The sequence below is a fragment of the Type-E symbiont of Plautia stali genome (genome assembly GCF_059731115.1).
Genome location: NZ_AP035906.1, coordinates 2,586,347 through 2,609,732 on the forward strand (window position 1 = coordinate 2,586,347; position 23,386 = coordinate 2,609,732).

The 23,386-nt window shown below is 51.6% G+C and carries 21 protein-coding genes; 4 read left to right on the forward strand and 17 right to left on the reverse strand.

Annotated elements, in window-relative coordinates:
- Positions 1-327: 327 nt before the first annotated feature.
- Together AC6I8L_RS11945 and AC6I8L_RS11950 are read left to right on the forward strand one after the other, a co-directional pair.
- Positions 328-1,146 carry a HEPN domain-containing protein gene (locus tag AC6I8L_RS11945; RefSeq protein ID WP_117117013.1) on the forward strand — a complete coding sequence of 273 codons (819 nt, stop codon included), beginning with the start codon at positions 328-330 and terminating at the stop codon, positions 1,144-1,146.
- Positions 1,147-1,525: 379 nt separating this feature from the next.
- The gene (locus AC6I8L_RS11950; protein ID WP_131028749.1) at positions 1,526-2,695 is read left to right on the forward strand and encodes a hypothetical protein; all 1,170 of its coding nucleotides are present in this window, start codon (positions 1,526-1,528) and stop codon (positions 2,693-2,695) included.
- A 193-nt stretch (positions 2,696-2,888) separates the two neighbouring features.
- Here AC6I8L_RS11950 and AC6I8L_RS11955 read toward each other — a convergent pair whose 3' ends face one another.
- The 10 genes from AC6I8L_RS11955 to AC6I8L_RS12000 form a co-directional block, all read right to left on the reverse strand.
- A complete protein-coding gene (locus tag AC6I8L_RS11955; protein ID WP_167347101.1) occupies positions 2,889-3,260 on the reverse strand; it encodes a hypothetical protein in 372 nt (123 codons plus the stop codon).
- 115 nt (positions 3,261-3,375) lie between these two features.
- Complete coding sequence (gene ybiX, locus AC6I8L_RS11960) at positions 3,376-4,053, reverse strand: PKHD-type hydroxylase YbiX (protein ID WP_034824529.1); 678 nt, start codon at positions 4,051-4,053, stop codon at positions 3,376-3,378.
- 47 nt (positions 4,054-4,100) lie between these two features.
- Complete coding sequence (locus AC6I8L_RS11965) at positions 4,101-6,380, reverse strand: catecholate siderophore receptor Fiu (protein ID WP_058959921.1); 2,280 nt, start codon at positions 6,378-6,380, stop codon at positions 4,101-4,103.
- Positions 6,381-6,740: 360 nt separating this feature from the next.
- A complete protein-coding gene (locus AC6I8L_RS11970; protein WP_167347102.1) occupies positions 6,741-6,908 on the reverse strand; it encodes a hypothetical protein in 168 nt (55 codons plus the stop codon).
- Positions 6,909-7,043: 135 nt separating this feature from the next.
- Entirely contained in the window at positions 7,044-8,456 is a 1,413-nt protein-coding gene (locus tag AC6I8L_RS11975; RefSeq protein WP_034824533.1) for an EmmdR/YeeO family multidrug/toxin efflux MATE transporter, read from the reverse strand.
- A gap of 120 nt (positions 8,457-8,576) precedes the next feature.
- Positions 8,577-9,326, reverse strand: a complete 750-nt coding sequence (locus AC6I8L_RS11980; RefSeq protein WP_058959922.1) for an ABC transporter ATP-binding protein — start codon at positions 9,324-9,326, stop codon at positions 8,577-8,579.
- Positions 9,319-10,194 carry an ATP-binding cassette domain-containing protein gene (locus AC6I8L_RS11985; RefSeq protein WP_058959923.1) on the reverse strand — a complete coding sequence of 292 codons (876 nt, stop codon included), beginning with the start codon at positions 10,192-10,194 and terminating at the stop codon, positions 9,319-9,321. Before AC6I8L_RS11985 ends, AC6I8L_RS11980 begins: the two co-directional genes overlap by 8 nt.
- Positions 10,187-11,470, reverse strand: a complete 1,284-nt coding sequence (gene livM, locus AC6I8L_RS11990) for a high-affinity branched-chain amino acid ABC transporter permease LivM (RefSeq protein ID WP_058959924.1) — start codon at positions 11,468-11,470, stop codon at positions 10,187-10,189. Before livM ends, AC6I8L_RS11985 begins: the two co-directional genes overlap by 8 nt.
- A 10-nt stretch (positions 11,471-11,480) precedes the next feature.
- Positions 11,481-12,395 (reverse strand): ABC transporter permease subunit, encoded by a 915-nt coding sequence (locus tag AC6I8L_RS11995; RefSeq protein ID WP_045832249.1) that lies wholly within the window; start codon positions 12,393-12,395, stop codon positions 11,481-11,483.
- Between the two features lie 80 nt (positions 12,396-12,475).
- Complete coding sequence (locus AC6I8L_RS12000; protein WP_167347104.1) at positions 12,476-13,534, reverse strand: branched-chain amino acid ABC transporter substrate-binding protein; 1,059 nt, start codon at positions 13,532-13,534, stop codon at positions 12,476-12,478.
- A gap of 402 nt (positions 13,535-13,936) precedes the next feature.
- On the opposite strand from AC6I8L_RS12000, the gene AC6I8L_RS12005 reads away from it, so the two are divergent.
- On the forward strand, positions 13,937-15,385 hold the full coding sequence (locus tag AC6I8L_RS12005) for an AMP nucleosidase (protein ID WP_058959926.1): 1,449 nt from the start codon (positions 13,937-13,939) through the stop codon (positions 15,383-15,385).
- A 48-nt stretch (positions 15,386-15,433) separates the two neighbouring features.
- Here the strand turns inward: AC6I8L_RS12005 and AC6I8L_RS12010 are convergent, their stop codons facing one another.
- Both AC6I8L_RS12010 and AC6I8L_RS12015 read right to left on the reverse strand, forming a co-directional pair.
- Positions 15,434-16,057, reverse strand: a complete 624-nt coding sequence (locus AC6I8L_RS12010; RefSeq protein WP_236699727.1) for a hypothetical protein — start codon at positions 16,055-16,057, stop codon at positions 15,434-15,436.
- Between the two features lie 257 nt (positions 16,058-16,314).
- Positions 16,315-17,613 carry an NCS2 family permease gene (locus tag AC6I8L_RS12015; RefSeq protein WP_211728366.1) on the reverse strand — a complete coding sequence of 433 codons (1,299 nt, stop codon included), beginning with the start codon at positions 17,611-17,613 and terminating at the stop codon, positions 16,315-16,317.
- 416 nt (positions 17,614-18,029) lie between these two features.
- On the opposite strand from AC6I8L_RS12015, the gene AC6I8L_RS12020 reads away from it, so the two are divergent.
- Positions 18,030-18,776, forward strand: a complete 747-nt coding sequence (locus AC6I8L_RS12020; protein ID WP_058959928.1) for a response regulator — start codon at positions 18,030-18,032, stop codon at positions 18,774-18,776.
- On the opposite strand, the gene AC6I8L_RS12025 is transcribed toward AC6I8L_RS12020, so the two are convergent.
- The 5 genes from AC6I8L_RS12025 to AC6I8L_RS12045 all read right to left on the reverse strand — a co-directional run bounded on the left by AC6I8L_RS12025 (position 18,713) and on the right by AC6I8L_RS12045 (position 23,376).
- Positions 18,713-19,765, reverse strand: coding sequence for a carbohydrate kinase family protein (locus AC6I8L_RS12025; RefSeq protein WP_058959929.1), 1,053 nt, complete (start codon positions 19,763-19,765; stop codon positions 18,713-18,715). The two genes, AC6I8L_RS12020 and AC6I8L_RS12025, sit on opposite strands and share 64 nt — an antisense overlap.
- Before the next feature lies 1 nt (position 19,766).
- On the reverse strand, positions 19,767-20,627 hold the full coding sequence (locus AC6I8L_RS12030; protein ID WP_479398868.1) for a ketose 1,6-bisphosphate aldolase: 861 nt from the start codon (positions 20,625-20,627) through the stop codon (positions 19,767-19,769).
- Between the two features lie 11 nt (positions 20,628-20,638).
- Positions 20,639-21,322, reverse strand: coding sequence for a D-lyxose/D-mannose isomerase (locus AC6I8L_RS12035; RefSeq protein ID WP_058962097.1), 684 nt, complete (start codon positions 21,320-21,322; stop codon positions 20,639-20,641).
- 50 nt (positions 21,323-21,372) lie between these two features.
- Complete coding sequence (locus AC6I8L_RS12040) at positions 21,373-22,311, reverse strand: ABC transporter substrate-binding protein (protein ID WP_058962098.1); 939 nt, start codon at positions 22,309-22,311, stop codon at positions 21,373-21,375.
- A gap of 81 nt (positions 22,312-22,392) precedes the next feature.
- Positions 22,393-23,376, reverse strand: coding sequence for an ABC transporter permease subunit (locus AC6I8L_RS12045; RefSeq protein WP_058962099.1), 984 nt, complete (start codon positions 23,374-23,376; stop codon positions 22,393-22,395).
- Positions 23,377-23,386: the final 10 nt, after the last annotated feature.

Here is a 23,386-nt window from a genome sequence, read left to right on the forward strand (position 1 = left end):
TAGTATAGATGTAAAGATTGAAAGCATTGTTGATCGAGCAGTGTGTAGATCAGTAGTACTAGCATAGTGAGACACTTTGGTACAATTTGCGAGACCAGCAACACATTTAGACCTTAGTCTTCGTATGGCTAGGCTTTTAATAGGCCTGATTTTCTCTGACAGAAATGATTCATAGAATTTTAAAAGCTTTACTCGGACTGGCTCGCGAAGTATATAATCAATCATGCACCAAAACATTTGACAAAACTCTGTTGTTAATTGCTTTTATTCATCTTGTGCTCGAAAGCATAATAACAAGTGACCGTGTAAATACTCTGAAGGAACAATATGAACTCTTCAAAAAAAACTTTCACTCAGTCTGTATCTTATGTGAAATTTAAAAAACAAACGCAAGACACTTTTGATTTTTCTGTTCTGGTCTGTTCTGCGGTTCCAGTATTGAAAAGAAATATTATCCTTTTCGAAAAAGGAGTTATAAATGAAATCACCAAAGCAGACTATTATCAGCCTAAGGGAGATATAAGCAGTGAGAAACAAAAGAATATAAACACTGATTTAAAGCGACGGGCTCAAGGGTACAAAAACAAACTGTGTAAATATACACTACTTAGTAATTTCAGTTTTTTTGAATCATTTATTTATGAAATAATATCAGAGCTAATATCTTTCCATGGTGGGATAGATGAATTAATTAATAAGTCCAAGTGCAGAACCCTTAAAAATATAAATTCAGATGATAGCTCAGTAGAAAAAAACCGACGACGATTAAGAAAAATATATGATGTAAAAGGGCACGCCATTGGTGTATGTAAAACTGCAACTAATAATCTTAAAAGAGGAGATTATAGGTTCCCTAGCGAAATGTTCTCAGCATTCGGGTTGAGAGTAATATCAGAAAAAAACTCAAATATAAAATCATTTGAAATTCCTGATTTTTTAACCAATGGATTCGCATTCGAATTAAATGATGACTCAGTTGAAACATTTCACAATATAAGAGAGTTAAGAAATAAAATTGCTCACGGTGACACTGTCAATTTGGACTTGACCGACATAACAGAAAAATGTAAATTTCTTTCTAGTTTAGCGAAGGATTTTGATCAACATCTGTCGAAACATTTTTTTATTTCGGAAAAATTTGTTTAATCCAGTAATGTATTTTAAAATAGCGAACTTGGCGTTGCCTTGTTCTCAACTGAGAGATATTTACTTTATGTATAACACCGTTACCATGAAGACATCACTCAATTCAAATTGAGTTTACTAAAGATATCCTCCTGCCTGGATTAGCTAACTAGGTAAGAACTTAATACTGGCTGGGTGATAATATAATTCATCATCAAACCTTAGATTTGTGTATAACACAAAAATGATAATATGAATTTTCTAGATAGAACTAAATAAACCAAATACCCCCCTCCCGGGTTTATATGGTTAATTTACATATGAGTTTTTCATTGCAGATTACGCATAGAAAAATCATATTATATAAACACCCCTTGCATCACTAAGAAATAACAATGCATTGGCAAAACCTTCAGTATATATAAGTGAGGATGATTTGTTCAAATCTGAAAGCGAAATGCAAATGTGGTTGAGTTCAGAGCTAAATAAAACAGAAGGATTAGCTAACTTAATAATTCCATTTTCAGACGAAGAGTACTCTTATGTTGATAAAAAAATTTCAGACAGCTATAATTATTGTTTGAAGACATTATTAAATACTAAAATAGTTTGTGAGAATCAAGATATATCACAATTCTCAGATGAGATTCTACGTCCGGATTTTCTATTATATTCAGTTGACTACGAGGCATGGATAATTATTGAAATCAAGAATATACCAAACCCAACCAGACAAGCCGGCACCGAACTGGGAGCATATACCAATGCCTTGAAAACTTACTTTCCAAATATGTCCGATGGGGATGTGATAAATGTAGTCATATCTAATGACTGGCCAACTTTAATCAAAAATTATATATTCAATGAGATTTTTTGGCTAAACAGGAGTATTCTTTGCTTACAACCAGTAAAACATGAGTCTGGAATTAAACTTGAGTGTATAAGACCTGCGATTTTAACAAAAGCTTATAGCGATAGAAAACTTAGACCAAATGACTTTAGTGGCTATCAATTTTGTATTTATGGAAAGGATATCTATTCTGGAGGCGAGGTAAGTGATATTGAAAAAAACATAGAACAAATTAAGTCATCATTTCAAAGAATGGTTAATAAAGCATCAAGGCTCCACTCACATGGTTTCGCATTTTTATGGAGAGATTTCAGAAAGTACAGTCTTGCAGCATATAGTATTACAATTGTAGATATTAACCCGTTCAAAAATAACTTGTATTCTACATGTAATGAAAAAGGCATAGCAGCAGAACTACAGCATATAATATGGGAGTACGAATCCACAGGTAATACCTATTCATTATGGGAAATCATAAATGACGCAGACTTCTATTTGCGTGAAATCAGCTCAACTTGGCCTGAAGCGCCATCAAACTGGATAACATTGCGTGAATTTATGGTTGAAGATGCTGAAATTATTGAATTTAAATGCTGGGGGCGAATATCAGAATTATATGAGAATGAGTTAGCTAATGAGTACAATAAAGGAAGATTTGATCTAAAATTCACTGACCCTGGATTTGGATTTTATTTTATTAATAACAAATTATTCACGTAAAATAATATTAATTATAGAAACCATCATAGCAATCAGTGATATTAATTGCAAAGAAGCAACTCACACATTCATACATATCTACCCTCGTCATTATATTCAACGCTGGCAACATACCTGACCATAATGGTTATGCAATGTCAGAAAAACGCCTAAACTTTTTCACTGCGTAAAAAGTCGTTTGAATACAGCAAAATCATTGTATTGAAGAGGGCCGTTTGGCAAACGGTAAATATTCAACATTAGGCCTATTTTTAGAAGGCAGAAATTTATTAGCAGCAATGATCAGTGTGCCGCAAACGCTAATACCAGATTGACGTAACCCGCAACAATTGGTGGTCATTCTGGTGGTCTTGACAAAAAGTGCATTAAGGTTTAGCTTTCTTATTAGCCAGTTACTGGCAAAGGCGATCCCAGTCAGAGGAGCCATATTTAGAGAAACCCGCTCAGGGAAACCTGAGCGGGTTTTTTGCTTTTCATCACGTTGCGTTCCCTCGTCTCTAAAAAACTGGCATCGACATCCTGTAGCAGATTCAGATCGCAAAAGGGTCATTTTTGAACCTTTCATACCCTTTTATGTATTTTTGACGCCCACCTTCCCAATGAAAACACGCCAAAGGTTCAAAAATGAACCTTTGAGCCATCAGGTTGTGTACGTGCACTCCGCAAACTGCCCTCATTCGCTACACTTCCGTCCAACCCCGCAGCAGGTTGTGATACATGTTCAGCAGAGACAGCAGCTCCTCGCTATCGCCATGACGTGCTTTGAGGCTTTGGATATTGCGATCCAGTTCGAACAGCATGGCGCGTTGTTTATCATCACGCACCATCGACTGAATCCAAAGAAACGATGCCACGCGCGCGCCGCGCGTTACCGGTGTGACACAGTGCAGGCTACTCGAAGGATAAAGCACCAGATGGCCGGCAGGTAATTTCACCTTGTGCTGACCATAAGTGTCTTCAATCACTAATTCGCCGCCGTCATAACTGTCAGGTTCACTGAGAAACAGCGTGGCCGAGAGATCGGTTCGCATCCACCCGGCAGCGCCGTTATGCCGCACCGCGCCATCAACGTGAAAACCGTAGGTTTCACCCTGTTCGTAACGGTTAAACAGCGGTGTAGAAATAGAACGCGGTAGCGCAGCAGAAAAGAACAGCGGGTTGTTGTTCAAAGCCTGCATCACTGCTGTTTGCAACCGATCATAAAGCGGCGTACGCGTATCAATCTGCTGATTATTTTTTACCGTTGCGCCCTGGCTGCCCACCGTGGCGCGTCCGTCAATCCAATCGGCCTGTTGCAGCAGCGAACTGAAATTTGCCACCTCTTCAGGCGTCAGCACTGCAGGAATGTGATACATCATCGCGGTGTTCTCTCATAAATAGGGGCGCGAACGCCCCACGTTGAATCTTAGAAATGGACGTTTGCCGTCAACAGGAAGGTACGCGGTTCACCCGGATGGTAGCGGTAACCACTCTTATTGATGGAAGCCACATAGTGGGTATCGAAAATATTGTAAGCGTTCAGCTGCAGATCGAGGTTGTTATTAACCTTATAGCCCAGTTTCGCATCTGCCACCCAATAGCCTTCAGTATGGTCTGGCGTGCCTACCGCGCCATCGCTGCCGCGACGCAGACTGCCCACGTAACGCGCCCCCGCACCAACAGAAATCGCATCAGTGGCCTGATATTGCGTCCATAAGGTGAAGGCGTGTTTCGGTGTATAAGCAATAGCAGATGAACCATCCTGAGCGACGGCTACGCCCTCTTTCACCGAAGCGTGCTGCTGGGTGTAACCGGCAATCACTTCCCAGTCTGGGGTGATGTTGCCGGTAGCTGAAAGCTCATAGCCCTCAACGCGTTTTTTACCGGTTTGCGAATAAGTGCCGTCGTCGTTGGCGTCCACTTCATTCTCGATATCGGTACGGAACAGTGCAGCATTCAACAGCAAGCGTTTATCCAGCACCTGCCACTTGGTTCCCACTTCGCTTGATTTGGCTTTTTGCGGTTTGAAATCAGTGCGGTTAGCACTATTGCCGGCGCCACCTGCCGCCAGCGCAAAGCTGCTGCCGCCTGGAGGCTGCTGAGAAATAGCATAGTTGACGTAAACATTGCCCTGCTCGGTCAAACGATAGAGCGCACCCGCTTTCCAGTTCACCAGATTGCCAGACTTGGCCGTATCAACGGTGGTGAGCGGCGTGCCACGTGCGATGCCCGTTGGACACGCCAGCGCACCGCGCCCGCTGCCGCCACACGCCGTAGCACTGTCATAATCAGTGTGATAGCTATCAAGACGAATGCCGCCGTTCAGCTCGAAGTTTTTGGTCACAGCCAGCGTATCGAAGGCATAGATTCCGGTGGTATCGGTCTGACCGTTGGCATTGGCGCCGTTGCGATCCAGCCCACCCACGGAAATGCTGCTAATCGGATGATAGATATTCACCGCAGGTGCAGTGATGGCATTGACGCCGTAGTTGGTCTGGTTTTCACGTGTGAATTCCACGCCAGCACTGACATCGTGACCCACTGAACCGGTATAGAATTTCGAGGTGATATTGGTCTGGTTGGTGAGAATGCGGTTACTGACATCCTTCAGGTTTGCGTTGCGCGTCCAGGTCCAGGTGTCTACATCATTCGGATTTGGCGTGGTGATAGTGCTGCCCATCACCGCAGTCAGCAGATACTCCTGCTTCACTCGCGACCAGCGCGTGGTGTTGCGAATCGTGGTGCTGTCGTTGAGATCGTGCTCGAAGCGAATGGTGCCGCTATCGGTGGTGGATTTGTCGAAATCGGAATCGGTGCCGTAATAATTACTGGTCGCCACTTTACCCGAATGGTTAAGTGCAGAGGTAGCTGCAGTCGGTGACGAGTATCCCGGCAGACCAATGGTCGGGATGCCGCCATCTGGCGTGTTGTTCTGATGCACATGCAGATAGTTCAGATACAAACGCGTTGACGTATCCAGGCCGAAAGCCAGTGAAGGCGCGACGCCATAGCGCTCATTTTGCACATTATCGCGCGCCGCATCGTGGGTTTTCTCGCCCATAAGATTGAGGCGGAACGCGCTGTTATCGTTAATGGCCTGGTTATAGTCCAGCGTACCGCGGCGCATCCACGCGCTGCCCACACTTACCGATCCATCCAGGCCTGTATCCAGGCGCGGCTGCTTACTGATCATGTTGATCGAACCTGACGGCGCACTGCGACCGTAATCGGTGCCCGATGGTCCTTTAATCACTTCAATCTGCTGAGTATTAAAGGTATCGCGTGTCACGCTACCAATATCACGAATGCCGTCCACGTAAATGCTGTTTGAGGTATCCATGCCACGCATATACACGGCATCACCGGTCGAAGAACTGCCATTTTCCCCGGCGTAGAACGCCCCCACCCCCGGCACATTTTTCAGCGCATCGGTCAGGTTATTGACGCCTTGATCTTTGATCACCTGATCCGGAATGACCGTCATGGTGCGGGTGGTATCCACCAGCGGACGGGTAAATTTGGGGTCGGCAGAAGTATTAGGCGCATACAGAGAAGGCGTTTGTGCCGTCACCACTAAAGTGTCGTCAGATTTTTTGTTGGCATTATCTGCGGCCAGAGCAGCAGCAGGAGAAATACCAATACATAGCCCGGTGAACAGGGTCAGTGAATTGAAACTGCCAAACGGCAAATTGCGATTGTTATCCATTTTAAAAAGTAACTTTCTTATCATTATTGATGGGCTTATTGCATCCAGTAAACCAAAGCACTCAAGGTGCCATAATCTCCACTGCCTCGAGATGCAACACCTAAACGATAACGCCAATGGTTATCATTTACCTTTTTATTCTTGCATGAGCGCAGCGGCTTGGGAATACATTTCTTTACGGTAGCCTTACATAATTAATACAATCAGAACCAGCAGGAACGTTGTGTCAGGGTTTGCTCAGGAAGTGGTCAGGAAAGGACAAAATTCAGGCACAAAAAACCCGCTGGACATGGCAGCGGGTTTTTAAGCAGAGCGCACAGTTCATTCCAGTAACTGTAGCGCATGGTGTGATGGAGTTGCTCATCGCTCATAGTAGCGATACACCGACGGATGGAATTCAATGCCATAAAGCTGGCTAACCGGAATCAGCAAATCAATATGATTGCTGAGGTCGAATTCACGCTCTTCAGCGGGTTGTGATGTGGCGTTGATCAGGCGATGGAACCACAGTGACAGTATCGTTTTCATCGTCAGGTTCTCCAGTAATAGTTGACCCTGACAGTAAAGCGTAACTAGCTTTATAACCAAAACGATTAGATATGCGATGGAATCCCAATTAATGCATATATTGAAGGCCGCCATCTGCTACGACGGCCAACTCCGTTATGCCCGGCTCTTCGCCAGCATACGACGGTAATTATTGAGCCATTTGCCGCTGGTCAAACGGAACCAGAAGAACACACCGCGCACTGTCCAGTCGAGGAACATGCCCAGCCACACCCCGACCACGCCCATACCGAGCATGATCCCCAGCACGTAGCCGGCAACCACGCGCGCACCCCACATGCTGAACATCGACACATACATGGTGTATCGCGCATCGCGCGCGCCTTTCAAACCAGCAGGCAGCACCCAGGATGCGGTCCAGATTGGCATAAAGGCCGCATTGAGCCAGATGAGATGTTTGGTGACTTCAATAACTTCAGGATCGCGGGTGTAGAATTTAGCCAGCGTGCCCGCCAGTGGTACGGTGATCAAGGCCAGTGTGCACAGCCCAATCATCGCCAGCCAGAACACATGTTTAATCTGCCTTTCCGCCTGCATCACCTGATTTTTACCCAGCCGCTTACCGGTAATGATGGTGGAAGCCGAACCGAGGGCGTTGCCCGGAAGGTTAATTAACGTGGCAATGGAGAAGGCGATAAAGTTACCGGCGATTTCATTGGTGCCCATGCCTGCCACAAAGATCTGCGTCAGCAATTTACCGCCGTTAAACAGCACTGACTCAATACTGGCCGGCACCCCGATCCCCAGCACTTCCATCAGGATGTTGCGATCCCAGCGACGGAAATAGCTGGCGATGCTGATTCTTAACGCCGGCGTAATGCCACGATACAGCACATAAATGGCCGCCGCCGCGCCGATATAGCGTGAGATGGTTAATCCTAACCCGGCCCCAACGAAGCCCATCCCTTCCCACCCCATCGCACCATAAATCAGTACGCTACTGATCACGATGTTAAGGATGTTCATGCCGCCATTAATCAGCATCGGAATTTTAGTGTTTCCCGCTCCGCGTAGCGAGCCGCTACCGATCAGGGCGATCGCCGCGGCTGGATAGCTCCACGCCGACGTTTGCAGGTAGCTCAGCGCCAGTTCCTTCACCTTGGGTTCCGCGCTGCCCGCGATAACATCGATAATCAGATGTCCCCAGATCTCAATCACGATCACCAGCACGAATGCCAGCACCGTCATCAAGCCCAGCGACTGCCGCGTAGCTGCGCGCGCGCGTTTGCCGTTGCGCTTGGCGAGGCTAAAGGCCACCACCACCGTGGTGCCGAGATCAATCGCCGCAAAGAAGGAGATAATCACCATGTTGAAGCTGTCGGCCAGACCGACGCCCGCCATCGCCTCTTTCCCCAGCCAGCTCACGAGGAAAGTACTCAGGACGCCCATCAGCATCACACAGAGGTTTTCAATAAAGATGGGCACGGCTAATGGGGTAATTTCACGCCACAACAGCGTGCGATAAGAGCGACGTTTCGGATACCACGCCGTATTTCTGACCGCCCGCATCACTGCTACGCCAGGATTTTGCAAGGGAGTACCAAATCACTTTGGAGAGGAAGAAGAGTAATAATGATGATAGGCCACTGAGAAATATGCAAAGTGTTTCCCATCACCATTTAATCATTATTACAAACTTTTTGTCGCCACCACCGCAGGATCCGCTGCACCACCGAGATAAGCGCTGCGCACCTCATCGTTATTTAGGAGTTCTTCCCCACTGCCGCTCAGTTTGATCTCGCCGTTGACCATCACATAACCGCGATCGGCCAACCTTAACGCATGCCTTGCATTCTGCTCCACCAGAAACAGCGTCATGCCTTGCTGAGTAAGTTCGCGCAGGATATTGAAAATCTGCTTCACCACAATCGGCGCCAGACCCAGACTCGGTTCGTCCAGCAGCAGCAGTTTTGGGCGACTCATCAGCGCCCGCGCAATCGCCAGCATCTGCTGCTCTCCACCCGAGAGCGTCATGGCACGCTGTTTACGCCGCTCCAGCAGGCGTGGAAACAGTTGGTACATGCGATCTTTATCCTCTTTCACAAAGCGGTCACCCACGGCAATCGTGCCCATCAGCAGGTTCTCCTCCACTGTCATATCGGGAAAAATGCGGCGGCCTTCGGGCGCTTGTGCAATGCCGCTGGCGGCGATGAAATGGGTGCTGCGATGGCTGATCGACTCGCCACGTAAGCGAATGTCACCACTGGCAATGCGCGGCTGGCCAAAAATCGACATTAGCAGCGTAGATTTTCCCGCGCCGTTAGCACCAATCAGTGCCACCGTTTCCCCCTGGTTCACCGTCAGGGAAACCTGCCTGAGCGCCTGAACCGGACCATAAAACACGTCCACCTGTTCAAAACTCAACATCGGTTCAGTCATGGTCGCTCTCCTCATCTGCGCCGAGATAAGCGGCGATAACGTTGGGATCGTGGCGAATTTGCTGAGGCGTCCCCTGTGCAATGACATCGCCATGATCCAGTACCACAATGTGATCGGAGATGCGCATGACCATCGACATGTCGTGCTCAATCAACAACACGCTGATACGGTGATCAGCGCGTAAGCGATGCAATATCTGACTCAGCGCATCGGTTTCGACCGGGTTTAATCCCGCGGCCGGCTCATCCAGACAAATCAATTCCGGTCGCGTGCACATGGCACGCGCAATCTCCAGTCGGCGCTGCTGACCATACGAGAGCGTGCCAGCCAGTCGATTGGCGCTGGAGACCAAATCCACATTTTCCAGCCAGTAAAAAGCGCGGTCTAACGCGCGATTTTCCGCTTCGCGATAACCACGGGTATTCAATACGCCGGCCAGCAGATGACGATTCACCTGCATATGCTGCGCCACCAGCAGGTTCTCCACCAACGACATCTCGCGGAACAAGCGGATATTCTGGAAAGTACGCGCCAGGCCGGCCCGGTTAACCAGATGTGCGCCGCCAAACATTTTGTACCACACGCGCGAACCCAGCCGCGCCGGATGAAGCCAGTCCTGCGGATGAATTTTTTGCCCCAGCACCTGGATTACATCGGTACTGCGCTGCTGGGCATTGAGTATGATGCGCCCGCCGGTGGCGCGATAAAACCCGGTCAGGCAGTTGAACACCGTGGTTTTTCCCGCCCCGTTAGGGCCGATTAATGAGGTAACCGAACCGCGCGCCACAGAAAGGCTGACATCGTTCAGGGCTTTGATGCCGCCGAAGCGCATCATTAAATGATCAACTTGTAGAATGGCATCACTCATGGCGTACTCCTTTCCGCAGCGGAACACCCACACGTGCAGTACGAACCAATCCGCGTGGTCGCCAAATCATCATTAACACCATCAGCATGCCAAACAGCAGCACACGATATTCGGCAAAACTACGCAGCAGTTCAGGCGCGACTGTCAGTACAAAAGCGGCAAGCACCACGCCCAGTGTCGAGCCCATCCCCCCCAGAACCACAATCGCCAGGATTAACGCTGATTCGAAGAAAGTAAAGGAAGTTGGATTCACGAACCCCTGATAGCTGGCGAAAAACACCCCGGCAATCCCGGCCGTCGAGGCACCTAACATAAAGGCGGAGAGTTTGACCAGTACATGATTAAGCCCCATGGCGCGGCAGGCAATTTCATCTTCCCGCAATGCCTCCCAGGCGCGGCCAATGGGCATGCGCGTTAACCGATGCTTGATCAACAGCACCAGCAGCACCACGAGTACCAGCACCACATAGATGAAGATGAATTTCATATTCGGGTTGTAATCGAGATGCAAAAACTCGTGATAAGGCACGCCCCCGTCCCGCGCCCGGCGAGCAAATTCGAGGCCGAAAAATGTCGGGGAAGGCACCGATACGCCATTGGGTCCACCGGTAAACGACAACCAATTGGTTAAGACCAGACGGATGATTTCACCAAAGCCGAGGGTCACAATCGCCAGATAGTCACCATGCATGCGCAACACCGGAAACCCCAGCAGCGCTCCGGCAAAGGCCGCCATTAATGCCGCGATCGGCAACATACTCCAAAATCCCAGGCCGAGGTACTCGTAGCCCAGTGCCAGGCCATAAGCGCCGATGGCATAAAATGCGACATAACCCAAATCAAGTAATCCCGCCAACCCCACCACAATATTGAGCCCCAGCCCCAGTAGCACATAAATCAGCCCCAGAATGGCCACGGTTAACAGGTATTTACTCGATAGAAATGGAAAGGCAAATGCAGCAATCAATAACAGCGGCAATATCCAGCGCATCCGCGAGCGATAACCCGGTTCGCGGACATATACGCCATCGTCATTGCCTTCAAACTTGCGTGTAAAGCGTTGTCCATAGGACGTACGGGTGAACAGGCTGAGCATTAAGCGCCCTGCCATCACTAATCCCACTAACAGCGCCACACGTTGCGGCGACAGTGTGAAGCTGTAACCCTCCAGCACCACGCCCACGATCGGGCCAAACACCACCAGCGCAATCACTCCCGCCAGCAGTGTGTCGAGCAATGCTTCACGCACGCCCGCTTTTTGCGTCATTGCATTCATCGTGGCTTCCTCACACTTTTGCGACCAGCGGACGACCCAGCAGTCCCTGCGGACGGAAGATTAAAATCACCACCAGCAGCGAAAACGAGAACACATCTTTGTAGTCAGAGTTAACCAGTCCCGCAAACTGCGCTTCCGCAACCCCAAGCAGCAGTCCACCGAGCATGGCTCCGGGTAGAGAACCGATACCGCCCAGTACTGCCGCCGTAAAGGCTTTGATACCAATGATGAATCCCGCATAAAAATCAAACGTGCCGTAGTTCATGGTCACCAGCACGCCCGCCAGTCCGGCCATGGCTGCGCCGATGACAAACACCAGCGAAATCACGCGATCAGTGTTAATGCCGAGAATGGATGCCATGCGCCGATCCTGCTGAACGGCCCGGCAGATGCGGCCAAGTTTGGTGTACTGAATGATCCAGGTGAGCAGCGCCATGCCACAGAAAGCGGCAATCAGAATAAAGACTTTGGTCCAGGTGATTTGCACGATGCCACCATCCACTTCCATGCGCAGCACCCCCGTCAGCAGCGTCGGAATGCCCTGCTGGTTGGGACCCTGGCTTAGTTGCACGTAGTTTTGCAGAATCAGTGACATACCGATGGCGGAAATTAGCGGTGCAAGGCGCGTGGAGTTACGCAGGGGTCGATAAGCAATACGCTCGATGGCCCAGCCATAAGCCGCAGTGACAATAATGGTGAACAGCAAGGTGCCGAAAATCAGTAATGGAAAGGAGTGAATACCAAAGAAACTCAGTAACGCTAAGCCTATCGCGCATAAATAGGCGGAGATCATATACACCTCGCCGTGCGCGAAGTTGATCATGCCGATAATGCCGTAAACCATGGTGTAACCGATGGCGATCAACCCATACACCGCGCCCAGCGTCAGGCCGTTAATCAGCTGCTGTAAGAAAAAGGCGTCCATAAATCCATCCCGCGCGTAAAGGGAGCGCACACCTCGCGCCCAATGGCGAAAGGCCCCGCGATGCGGGGCCGCGTATCGAATTACAGTTGGTGATATTTACCTTTGTCATCCCACTGATAAACCACATAATCCGAGACTTTCAGATCGCCTTTGCCATCCCAGGCTTTTTTACCCATTACGGTATCGACGCTGTTGGCTTTTAACCAGTCACTGGCTTTGGCGTTGTCTTTACCCGCCGCTTTGTAAGCCGCCGCAATAGCCTGCACAGAGGCGTAAGCGTACAGGGTGTAACCTTCCGGTTCGAAGCCACTGGCGCGGAACTTCTCAATCACCGCTTTGCCATCCGGAATGGTGCGCGGGTCATTACCGAAGGTCATATAAACCCCTTTGGTGTATTGAGGGCCACCAGCCGCTGTCACCATCTCTTGCGTCACGATGCAGTCTCCGGAGAAGAAGGCGGCATTCACACCCTGCTCACGCATTTGACGCACCAGCGGACCGGCTTCAGGATGACAACCACCGAAATAGACCACGTCGGGTTTCGCCGCGCCAATCTTGGTGACCAGCGCATTGAAGTCTTTCTCACCGCGTGAAAGCCCTTCATACAGCACCTCTTTCACGCCACGTTTTTCCAGCGCAGCTTTGGTGGCATCGGCCAGTCCCTGACCGTAAGTGTCTTTGTCATGGATTACCGCCACCTTTTTCGCTTTCAGTTTGTCAATAATGAAGTCCGCCGCAATCGCGCCTTGCTGATCGTCACGGCCACACATGCGGAACATGGTTTTCATGCCGCGCTCGGTGATTTGCGGGTTGGTGGAGCCGGGGGTGATCGCCAACACGCCCGCTTCGTCATACACCTCTGACGCGGGCATGGTGGAGGAGGAACAGAAGTGACCCACCACCGCCATCACTTTGTCCTGATCGACGAGTCGGTTTGCTACTGATACTGCTTGTTTGGGTTCGCAGGCATCATCGCCCTGCACCAGCACAATTTTTTCGCCGTTAATACCGCCAGCGGCATTGATATCATCGGCAGCCTGACTAGCGCCCTTCCAGTATTGCGCCCCGTAGGTCGCATTTGGACCAGAGAACGGGCCTGCCACACCAATCTTGATATCCGCCTGAGCGTAAAATGCCATGCTCAGACAACCTGCAAGTACCACCTTCACTGGGTGTTTCATGAATTTCAAAGACATGCTTTCAATCCTCAACGGGTCAGGAACGGAGCCATACCACGGCCTGGGAGAAATCAATTTCTGAAACTTTTGCAGCACTGTATGCAGCCGATAGGGCCACGATTTAGGATCAAGCAAGAAACTCGCCAAAGAAGACGGTCGGTGGCAGCTTTTTGCAGTGGCATCGCGCCAGGGCAGACGAGGCGCGAGGTGACATCCCTGCTAATCATAAACATAGCCAGAGTTAAGCCGCATACCAGCACCGTGACGGTGCAGAATGCGGTCGATCACAGATTATTCATCGTGCCGGAGTGTTTATCCGCTATGCTCTGGTCAAATCGGTCCACGTTTCCTGAAGGAGAATCTATGAATACGCAACGGAACGGATTGAGTAGCCAGCAGGCACTGGATGAGCTGGAGCGCCTGTATGACAGTGCGGTGGAAGCACTGCGTAATGCGATTCGCGATTTCACGACAACCGGCACGCTGCCGGATGAAGATGCGCGACAGAAAGGTCTGTTTGTTTATCCGGAACTGCGCATCACCTGGCTGGGTGAAGGCCCACAGCAAAACCGCACTCGTGCATGGGGACGTTTTACCCACACCGGCAGTTACAGCACCACCATTACCCGCCCGGCACTGTTGCGTCACTACCTGAGTGAGCAATTACAGATGCTGGAGAAAGAGTACGACGTCCTGGTTGAAGTGGTGCCTTCACAGCAGGAGATTCCGTACCCGTACGTGATTGACGGCCTGACACTGGATCGCTCGATGAGCGCCAGCATTGCGCGCCATTTCCCTACCACCGAACTGTCGCAGATTGGCGATGAAACCGCAGATGGCCTGTTCCATGCGAATGCCATTTTCCCGCTGTCACACTTCGATGCACTGCGCACTGATTTCTCACTGGCGCGTTTACGCCACTACACCGGCACAGCCGTCGAGCATTTCCAGCCGTTTGTGCTGTTTACCAACTACACGCGCTATGTCGATGAGTTTGTGCGTTGGGCGATTGAGCAGGTGCAGGATCCTTCCACACCCTATGACAGCCTTGCCTGTGCTGGCGATGTGGTGATCACCGCTGACACCCAGGATCCCACGGCAATGATGTCTGATCTGGCCTGGAAGAAGCACCAGATGCCGGCCTGGCACCTGACATCACCGAATCGCCGTGGCATCACCCTTGTGAACATTGGTGTGGGTCCGTCCAATGCCAAAACCATCTGCGATCATCTGGCAGTGATTCGCCCACACGCCTGGCTGATGATTGGTCACTGCGGCGGCCTGCGTGAAAGCCAGACCATCGGTGATTACGTGCTGGCGCATGCATATTTGCGTGACGATCATGTACTGGATAGTGTGCTGCCGCCGGACATTCCTATTCCTAGCATTGCTGAAGTGCAGCGCGCGCTATATGACGCCACCAAAGCCGTGAGCGGCATGCCGGGAGAAGAGGTGAAACAGCGTCTGCGCACCGGTACGGTAGTGACCACAGATGACCGTAACTGGGAGTTGCGTTACTCCGCTTCTGCACTGCGCTTTAACCTGAGTCGCGCGGTGGCAGTTGATATGGAGAGTGCCACGATTGCCGCGCAAGGCTATCGCTTCCGTGTACCTTACGGCACCTTACTGTGCGTCTCGGATAAGCCACTGCACGGCGAGATTAAATTGCCGGGCCAGGCGAATCGTTTCTATGAGGGGGCTATTTCTGAGCACCTGCAGATTGGCATTTGCGCGGTAGAACTGCTGCGTGCTGAGGGCGATAAGTTGCATTCAAGGAAGTTGCGCACCTTTAATGAACCCCCTTTCAGGTAAAGGTTTAACTCCGGTCCCATTGGGGCCGGAGTTACATGGGATTTCAGTTCAAACTTTAACCAATAGGTCTTTCACAAACCAGGCCAGCACAGCCAGAATAGCGGGCACCATAATGGACCAGGTGAGTCGGTCATTCAGCTTTTCAAATTTCACATTGAGCTTTTCAAACCTCTCATCGATCCTGACAAACTTCTTCTCAAATTTTTCATCCATGCGTTCAAACTTCACATCGATGCGTTGTTCCATTTTGTCCAGCTTATCGTCGATGCGCACTTCTAACTTTTCCAGTTTATCGTCAAAGTGAAGCGCCATTTTTCCCAATTTATCATCGAAATGCAGCGCCATTTTCCCCAGTTTATCGTCGAAACTCAGCGCCATTCCCCCCAGCTTATCGTCAAAGTGCAGCGCCATCTTTTCGAACTTACCATCGGTACGCTTCTCCGACTGTCCCATTTCTCCCAGCAGTTCGGTACGCAGCGTGCCGATATCGGCCTTGGTCGCGAAATTCTCGGATCGCGCGGTCAGGACGGCAACATCCTGTTGAATTTGATGCGTAGTTTTTTCCAGTAACCCGACTCGTTGAGTTAACTCTTCCATTTTTGAATCTCCGATATTCCTGACGACATAGATTAGTGGTGGAAGAAACGGGGCAGTACGCATGGCGTATTCCATTACAAACCTCCAGAGAGTCCCGGCTATCTCTTCACCTTGCAGCGTAGTGAAACAGATTCGAGCCGCTTAAACATTCCACGAACCCGCCATTCGCGGCAAAAAAGTTCAGGCAGGCATCAATACGTCGCGCAGGTTAAAACTGGCAGAGAAATAACAAAAGCAGTCACAGTGAGGGATTGCGATAGATGGCACATAAAATATTGGTGGGGATGAAACAGAAAACACGGAAGCCCGATCGGGCTTCCGGAAACCAAAACTTAAGCGCTCAGCCAGCCCAGTTTGATGACGAACAGAATCGAGAGAATCACAAGTGCAGCATTGATCTCTTTCGTACGGCCACTCAGCAGTTTTACCACGGTCCAGGTAATGAAACCGAAGGCGATACCGTTGGCGATGGAGTAAGTCAAAGGCATGGTCAGCGCGGTGACGGTCACTGGCGCAGCCGTGGTGATGTCTTTCCAGTCAATTTCGGCCAAACCAGAGGCCATCAACACCGCCACAAACAGTAATGCCGGTGCGGTGGCGTAAACCGGGACGCTACCCGCCAGCGGCGAGAAGAACAGGCTCAGCAGGAAAAGCACAGCGACGACAATCGCTGTCAAACCAGTACGACCACCAGCACTGACACCCGCAGCCGATTCAACATAGCTGGTGGTCGTTGAGGTACCCAACAGTGAACCAAACAGCGCAGCCGCACTGTCAGCGATTAACGCACGGCCCATTTTCGGCACATTGCCCTGCTCATCCGCCAGACCCGCACGCTTGGTCACGCCCAGCAGCGTACCGGTGTTATCGAACACATCCACAAACAGGAAGGCGAAGATAACGCTCACCAGACCCACGTTAAACGCACCGGCGATATCCAGTTGCATAAAGGTGGGTGCAATAGAAGGGGGTGCTGAGAACACGCCACCAAATGGCGTCAGACCAATGCCCATCGAGATAAAGGTCACGACCAGAATGCCGATCAACACTGCGCCGGTCACGCGACGCGCTTCCAATGCCACAATGATGAAGAAGCCTAACAGTGCCAGCAGCGGACCCGGTTTGGTCAGATCGCCCAGGCCAACGAGTGTTGCCGGGTTATCCACCACAATGCCCGCGCCTTCCAGCGCAATCAGTGCCAGGAACAAGCCGATACCGGCAGCGATACCCGCGCGCAGAGGCAGTGGAATACTGGCAATAATCCACTCACGAATTTTGAAAATTGACAGCGCAAAGAAGATCACCGCTGACAGGAACACCGCGCCGAGTGCGATCTGCCAAGTGTAGCCCATGTGCAGCACAACGGTATAAGTGAAGAAAGCATTGAGCCCCATGCCCGGTGCCAGCGCGATGGGATAGTTGGCGATCAGCCCCATCAGCACACAGCCAATTGCCGCCGCTAAGCAGGTCGCCACAAAGACCGCACCTTTATCCATGCCGGTCGCACCGAGAATGCTCGGGTTAACAAACAGAATGTAGGCCATGGCCAGGAAGGTAGTGATACCCGCAATGATTTCGGTGCGCACGGTGGTGTTGTGCGCTTTAAGTTTGAAGAGTTTTTCTAACATCATCATCTCTCATGAGCGGAGACGGCACGGGTGCACGTTCTCTCTTGCCAATGTGGTTAACAAACTAATTATTGTATTGATGAAAGCGACACACGCTGGACCCAAGGCAGACACACCTTCCGCTTTCCCCTGTCCACATAGCAATAGCTATGCCATCACCGTACGCAATCGTTTACGTTTCAAAATGCGGTTACGGTTAGGATAATTCTGAACCCGAACTGGGCGCGATTATGGTGCATTGCACCATGGCTGCGCAATCGTTTTCCCTACTACTGCCTTCCAGAGGAAAAAGATTGCGGCAACGCACGCTTTCGCACACTGCTCAGCGATGGCGCTCACGTTTCTGCAGCACAGGACAGCAGCTCAAAAACATCGGGTTACACTGCTTTTAACCCTTTCGCAACATAAGAGACAGCGCAATGAAGCCCGCGATTTTGGTCGTTGATGATGATCGTGCCGTGTGTGAATTGCTGCACGATGTTTTGAGTGAACATGTGTTTACCGTCTACAGCTGCCATCAGGGCAAAGATGCCCTTGCGCTGCTCAGCCTGCATCCCGAGATCTCCCTGGTGATGCTGGACATGATGCTACCGGACACCAACGGCTTACTGGTGCTGCAACAGATGCAGCGGCAGCGGCCGGACCTGTTGGTCATCATGCTGACCGGGATGGGGTCGGAAGCAGATATGGTGGTGGGATTAGAGATGGGTGCGGATGATTACATCGCCAAACCCTTTAATCCTCGGGTGGTTGTCGCGCGCGCGCGTGCAGCACTGCGCCGCTGTGGACGTCTGACACAAGCTGATGCACAGCAGGATGAAGGATGGCAATTCAATGGCTGGCGGCTGGATGATGCGCGTTGTCAGTTGTTTAATCCTCAGCGCGAAAGTGTCGCCCTCACTCAAGGCGAATATACCCTGTTGCGCGCCCTGGTGGGTCACGCACGCAAAGTGCTGACGCGCGATCAACTGCTGGAACTGACTCACAATGAGAGTCTTGAGGTGTTCGACCGCACCATAGACGTGCTCATCATGCGACTGCGGCGGAAAATCGAAGCCAATCCACACCAACCCAGCCTTATCCGCACCATCCGTGGCCTCGGTTACGTATTTTCCGCTGATGTATTGCGTCCGGCTTCAGCCGCGCGTGAAACACAGATTGCCTGATTCATCCAGCGCTGCATCTCGGCCAATGGCCGCGTGCCGTCCAGCGCATTTGCTGCATGCAAATTGAAACAAGCGCAGGTATGTGCCAGCTTCAATGTCTCCAGCAGAGGCCAACCTTCATGACTGGCATATAACACCCCAGCACAAAACGCATCTCCCGCTCCAACGCTGCCCACAATCTCCTCTGGTTTCAGGCACCACGCCGGCTGCCACCCTCCTTCACCCCTGCTCTCTTGTCCCCAGGCACCTTCAGGGGCATGGATCACCACGCGTTGGCGCACGCCCTGTTCCAGTAGCCAGGCGGCGGCCTCGGCAAACGCGCTGGGTGCTGCCAGCCCCGAAGCGCTGCGCAGCGTCACGCCAGTGAGTGACTGCGCCTCCAGTTCATTAATCACCAGATAGTCGAGCCAGCGTAACGCCGGCACCACCAACGGGCGATACTCCCCGGTTCGCGACACCAAATCCAGCGAAGTGAGGTAACCCCGTTGCTGCATTTGTGCCAGCAGATGCGCGCTGCGCGTACCAAAAATCTCATCAGGCTGGTCGAGACTATCCAGCAACAACAAATAGCCGAGATGAAATATACGATGTGAAGTGACAACTTCAGCAAAATGGGGCAAATCCAGTTCGGCATTGGCGCCGCGGGCATGGAAAAACGTGCGTTGACCATCGGGCGTGGTCATCACTTGTGTCATCGCCGTGCTAACATTGCGCGTGCGTTGTACAAACTGACGATCAATCTGATGATCGTCCAGCAACTGCACGATGTAATCACCGTCACTGTCCCCGCCCACCATGCCGACACCGGCCAGCGGCAAATTGACCTGCATGCGCGCCAGGGTGAACAACACATTCAGTGCAGCGCCTCCGCTGCACTTCTCACTGTGGGTGATCTCCGCTAACCAGCCTTGTTCTGGCCAATGCGTGATACGTTGCACATGATCCACCAGCATACTGCCCGCACCGAGAATGCCGTTGCGTTGCACCATGTCAGGCCCTCCCGGCGCTGCCAAACACCTGCATCTGCTGCGCCACCACATTGGCAATATCGTGTTCTACCGCCATCAGCAGTTCAGCAAACGAGTCGTAGCGCGCATCACGCTGAGTAATTTGCTTTTCTATCGCGCCTAGTGCGGCTTGTGACATGCCGGTATAGAAATTGATTTTATGAATGCCCAAACTGATGGCGTGGCGGAAATCGGCATCACTGATCCCTGAACCGCCATGCAGCACCAAAGGAATGCCTGTCGCCGAGCGAATTGCCGCCAGACGGTCAAAGTCGAGCTTCGGCTCACCTTTGTATTTGCCGTGCGCGTTGCCAATCGCTACGGCCAGACAATCGATCCCGGTTGACTGGACAAACTCCGCCGCCAAAGCAGGATCGGTGAATTTGTTGCTGTCGGCCTCACCAAACAGCGCCCCACCCTCATCGCCGCCCACCGCGCCCAATTCCGCTTCAACCGATACGCCAATGGCGTGGCACATCTTCACCACTTCACGGGTCTGGCGCACATTCTCCTCATAGCTGAGGGTGGAGCCATCAAACATCACCGAAGTAAATCCGAGGCGAATCGCCTGCATTACCGCCTCAAAATGCAAACCATGGTCAAGATTGAGCACCACCGGGATATCATGCAGCGCCGCTTCTGTGCGAATCGCCGCAATCAGATGCTCGAGGCTGACATACTTAAAATGCACTTCCGCGATGTTGATGATAAAAGGCGACCGTTGTTGCTCAGCCGCCTGGAACAGCGCACGCAAAAAATGGGTGTCCAGTACGTTAAATGCGCCGAGCGCGTATTGATGTTGCTGCGCGTGGGCCAGGCCTTGCGCCAGTGAAATCAGTGACATCGTGAACTCCTTTATGCCAGCCAGCGGTGATATTCGTTGCACAACAGCCAGCGCGGATCTTCATCCTCATCAATCGGATTAAAGCGCGCCAGCGGTGTGAGAAAGAGGTTGTCATGCTCGTCATCGTTGGGCATCGAGACTTCGCCAACCAGCACATCGCCATAGCCCTCTTCGCCCCAGAAACTGTGCCAGATACCAGGCAGCAAGGTGACGCTCTCGCCAGGAGAGAGACGCAGTTGCGATCCCGCCGCGTGAGTCTGGCGGATGCCATCCAACGTGACGTTAACCGGTGAGTCATCAAGCCGGTCGCCCGCGCGGTTATGCAAAGTCACGATCAGATTTCCGCCGCCGCGGTTGATGATGTCTTCCATCTTTTGTGGATGGTAGTGCATCGGCGTCACCTGCCCTTCCCGCACGTGCATGATTTTTTCAGCGTAAGGTTTTCCCCACGGCTGACCGCCGCGCGACCCGTTGCGCAGAGTAAACAGGGTTAAGCCAGTCTGAGAGAAATCATCAGCACCAAAACTGGTGACATCCCAGCCCAGATGCAGCGCCAGCAGCTCTTCGGCGCGGTGTTTATCTAGCGCACGCCACTGGCTGAGACCGTAATCTGCCCAGGGCGGCAGGTGCACATCCTGACGCATAAAGAATTCGCGGGTGAGTTGCAGAATGGCGTTCACTTCGGATCGATGCATAACTCCGCTCCCAATGTGGGCGGCCCAGAGACCGCCTCAAGAAATCAACGTTATTTCACCGTCCAGCCTTTGTAGCTGCTTACAGTATTGCGATCGATCATCGTGACCGGAATCAGCACCGGTTTGTCAGGTGCGGGTTTGCCCTGCAGGATGTCGTAGCCAATCTCCACCGCTTTGGCTGCCATCACCTGCGGGTCTTGCGCTGGGGTGGCGACAAACAGCGAGCCTTTACGTTTCAGGGCTTCTTCGCCGTCTGGCGAACCATCGACGCCGACAATAAAGAACTCACTGCGCTGGGCTTGCTTGGCAGCCAAATCGGCACCAATCGCCGTTGGGTCGTTAATCGCAAACACCGCATCGATCTTCGGATTGGCAGACAGCAGTCCGGTCATCACTTCCAGGCCACCATCGCGACTGCCCTTGGCGTTCTGGTTATAGGAGAGCAATTTGATATCGGGATGAGTTTTCAGCTCGTTCATACAGCCTTCAACCCGGTTTTGCACCGCTGACACCGGCGGTCCGTTGATGATCACCACGTTGCCTTTATCTTTCAGGCGATCAGAGATGTATTTACAGGCCATCGCACCTGCCTGGGTGTTATCGGAGGTAATGGTGGCATTGGCACCGTCAGCCGCCACGTCGACCGCCACCACCACGATGCCTGCATCACGCGCACGTTTCACCGCGGGAGCGATGCCTTTGGAATCGGCGGCATTGAGGATGATCATGTCCACTTTGGCGGCGATAAAGTTATCAATCTGCGCCACCTGCTGACCAAGATCGTAACCGCTGGAGACCAGCGTCACATTGACCTTATCCCCCGCCAGTTCACGCGCCTTCAGCTCAGCACCTTTGGTGATCTGCACGAAGAACGGGTTGGCGAGATCGCCGACGGTAACACCAATGGATTTGAGTTCTTTTGCCTGCACCAGTGGCGCACTCAATAACGTCGCCGCCAGCAGTCCGGTCAGAATCGGATTAAAACGCATAGTCGATGTTCTCCTGCTTTTTTGATTATGTTGGCGATCCAGCAGATCGCCGTTGTGTGACAGCCTGTTGCAAATACACCCTTAACCCACGTGATGACGTGTGCGGTACTTATCGATGAGTACGGCAATGATGATCACAGCGCCCTTAATGACCAACTGCCAGAAGTAAGAAACGCCCATCAGCGTCATGCCGTTGTTCAGCGTGGCGATTATCAGCGCACCAATTAGCGTGCCGGTAATGGTGCCGATGCCGCCGACAAAACTGGTGCCGCCCAGAATCACCGCGGCGATTGCATCTAACTCGTACCCCACACCCAGGTTGCCGTTGGCGCTGTAGAGGCGTGAGGCGCTCATCAATCCGCCTAATCCCGACAACATGCCGCTCATGGCATAGACAAACACCAGCACCATGCCGACCTTGATCCCGGTGAGGCGCGCCGCCTGCACGTTGCCGCCCACCGCGTAGATGTGAACCCCCAGGGTGGTACGGCGCAGAATGAACCAGCACAGCGCGATGACGGCAAAGGCAATAATGATCAGCCAGGGGATCGGCCCGAGATAACCGTTGCCTATCCACTCGAAATTGATGTCAGAGTTGATGACGGTAGTGCCATTCGCCAGCAAATACGCCGCTCCGCGCAAGGCGGTATAGGTGCCGAGCGTCACGATAAAGGGCGGCAAACCTGCCCCCGCCACCAACAGGCCGTTGAATAGCCCCATGATAAGACCCGCCCCAAGCGCCGCGGGAATGGTCAGTCCCGCAAAGGCCGGATCCAGCGACACCACCATCGCCACGACCGCCGTGGTGCCCAGCATCGAGCCCACTGACAGATCGATCCCGCCGGTGAGGATCACAAAGGTCATCCCCGCCGCCAGCACGATATTGATCGAAGCCTGACGGGTAATATTCAGCAGGTTAGCTTCGGTAAAGAAGTTCGGCGCAACAAAACCAAATACCGCCACAATCAGGATCAAAATCGGCAAAATCCCTACCGTTTGCAGCAGGTCGCTCATCAAGGCGCGTTTAAGCGTTGGACTTTTTACGCGAGCAGTTTCACTGGTCATTGTGGTCTCC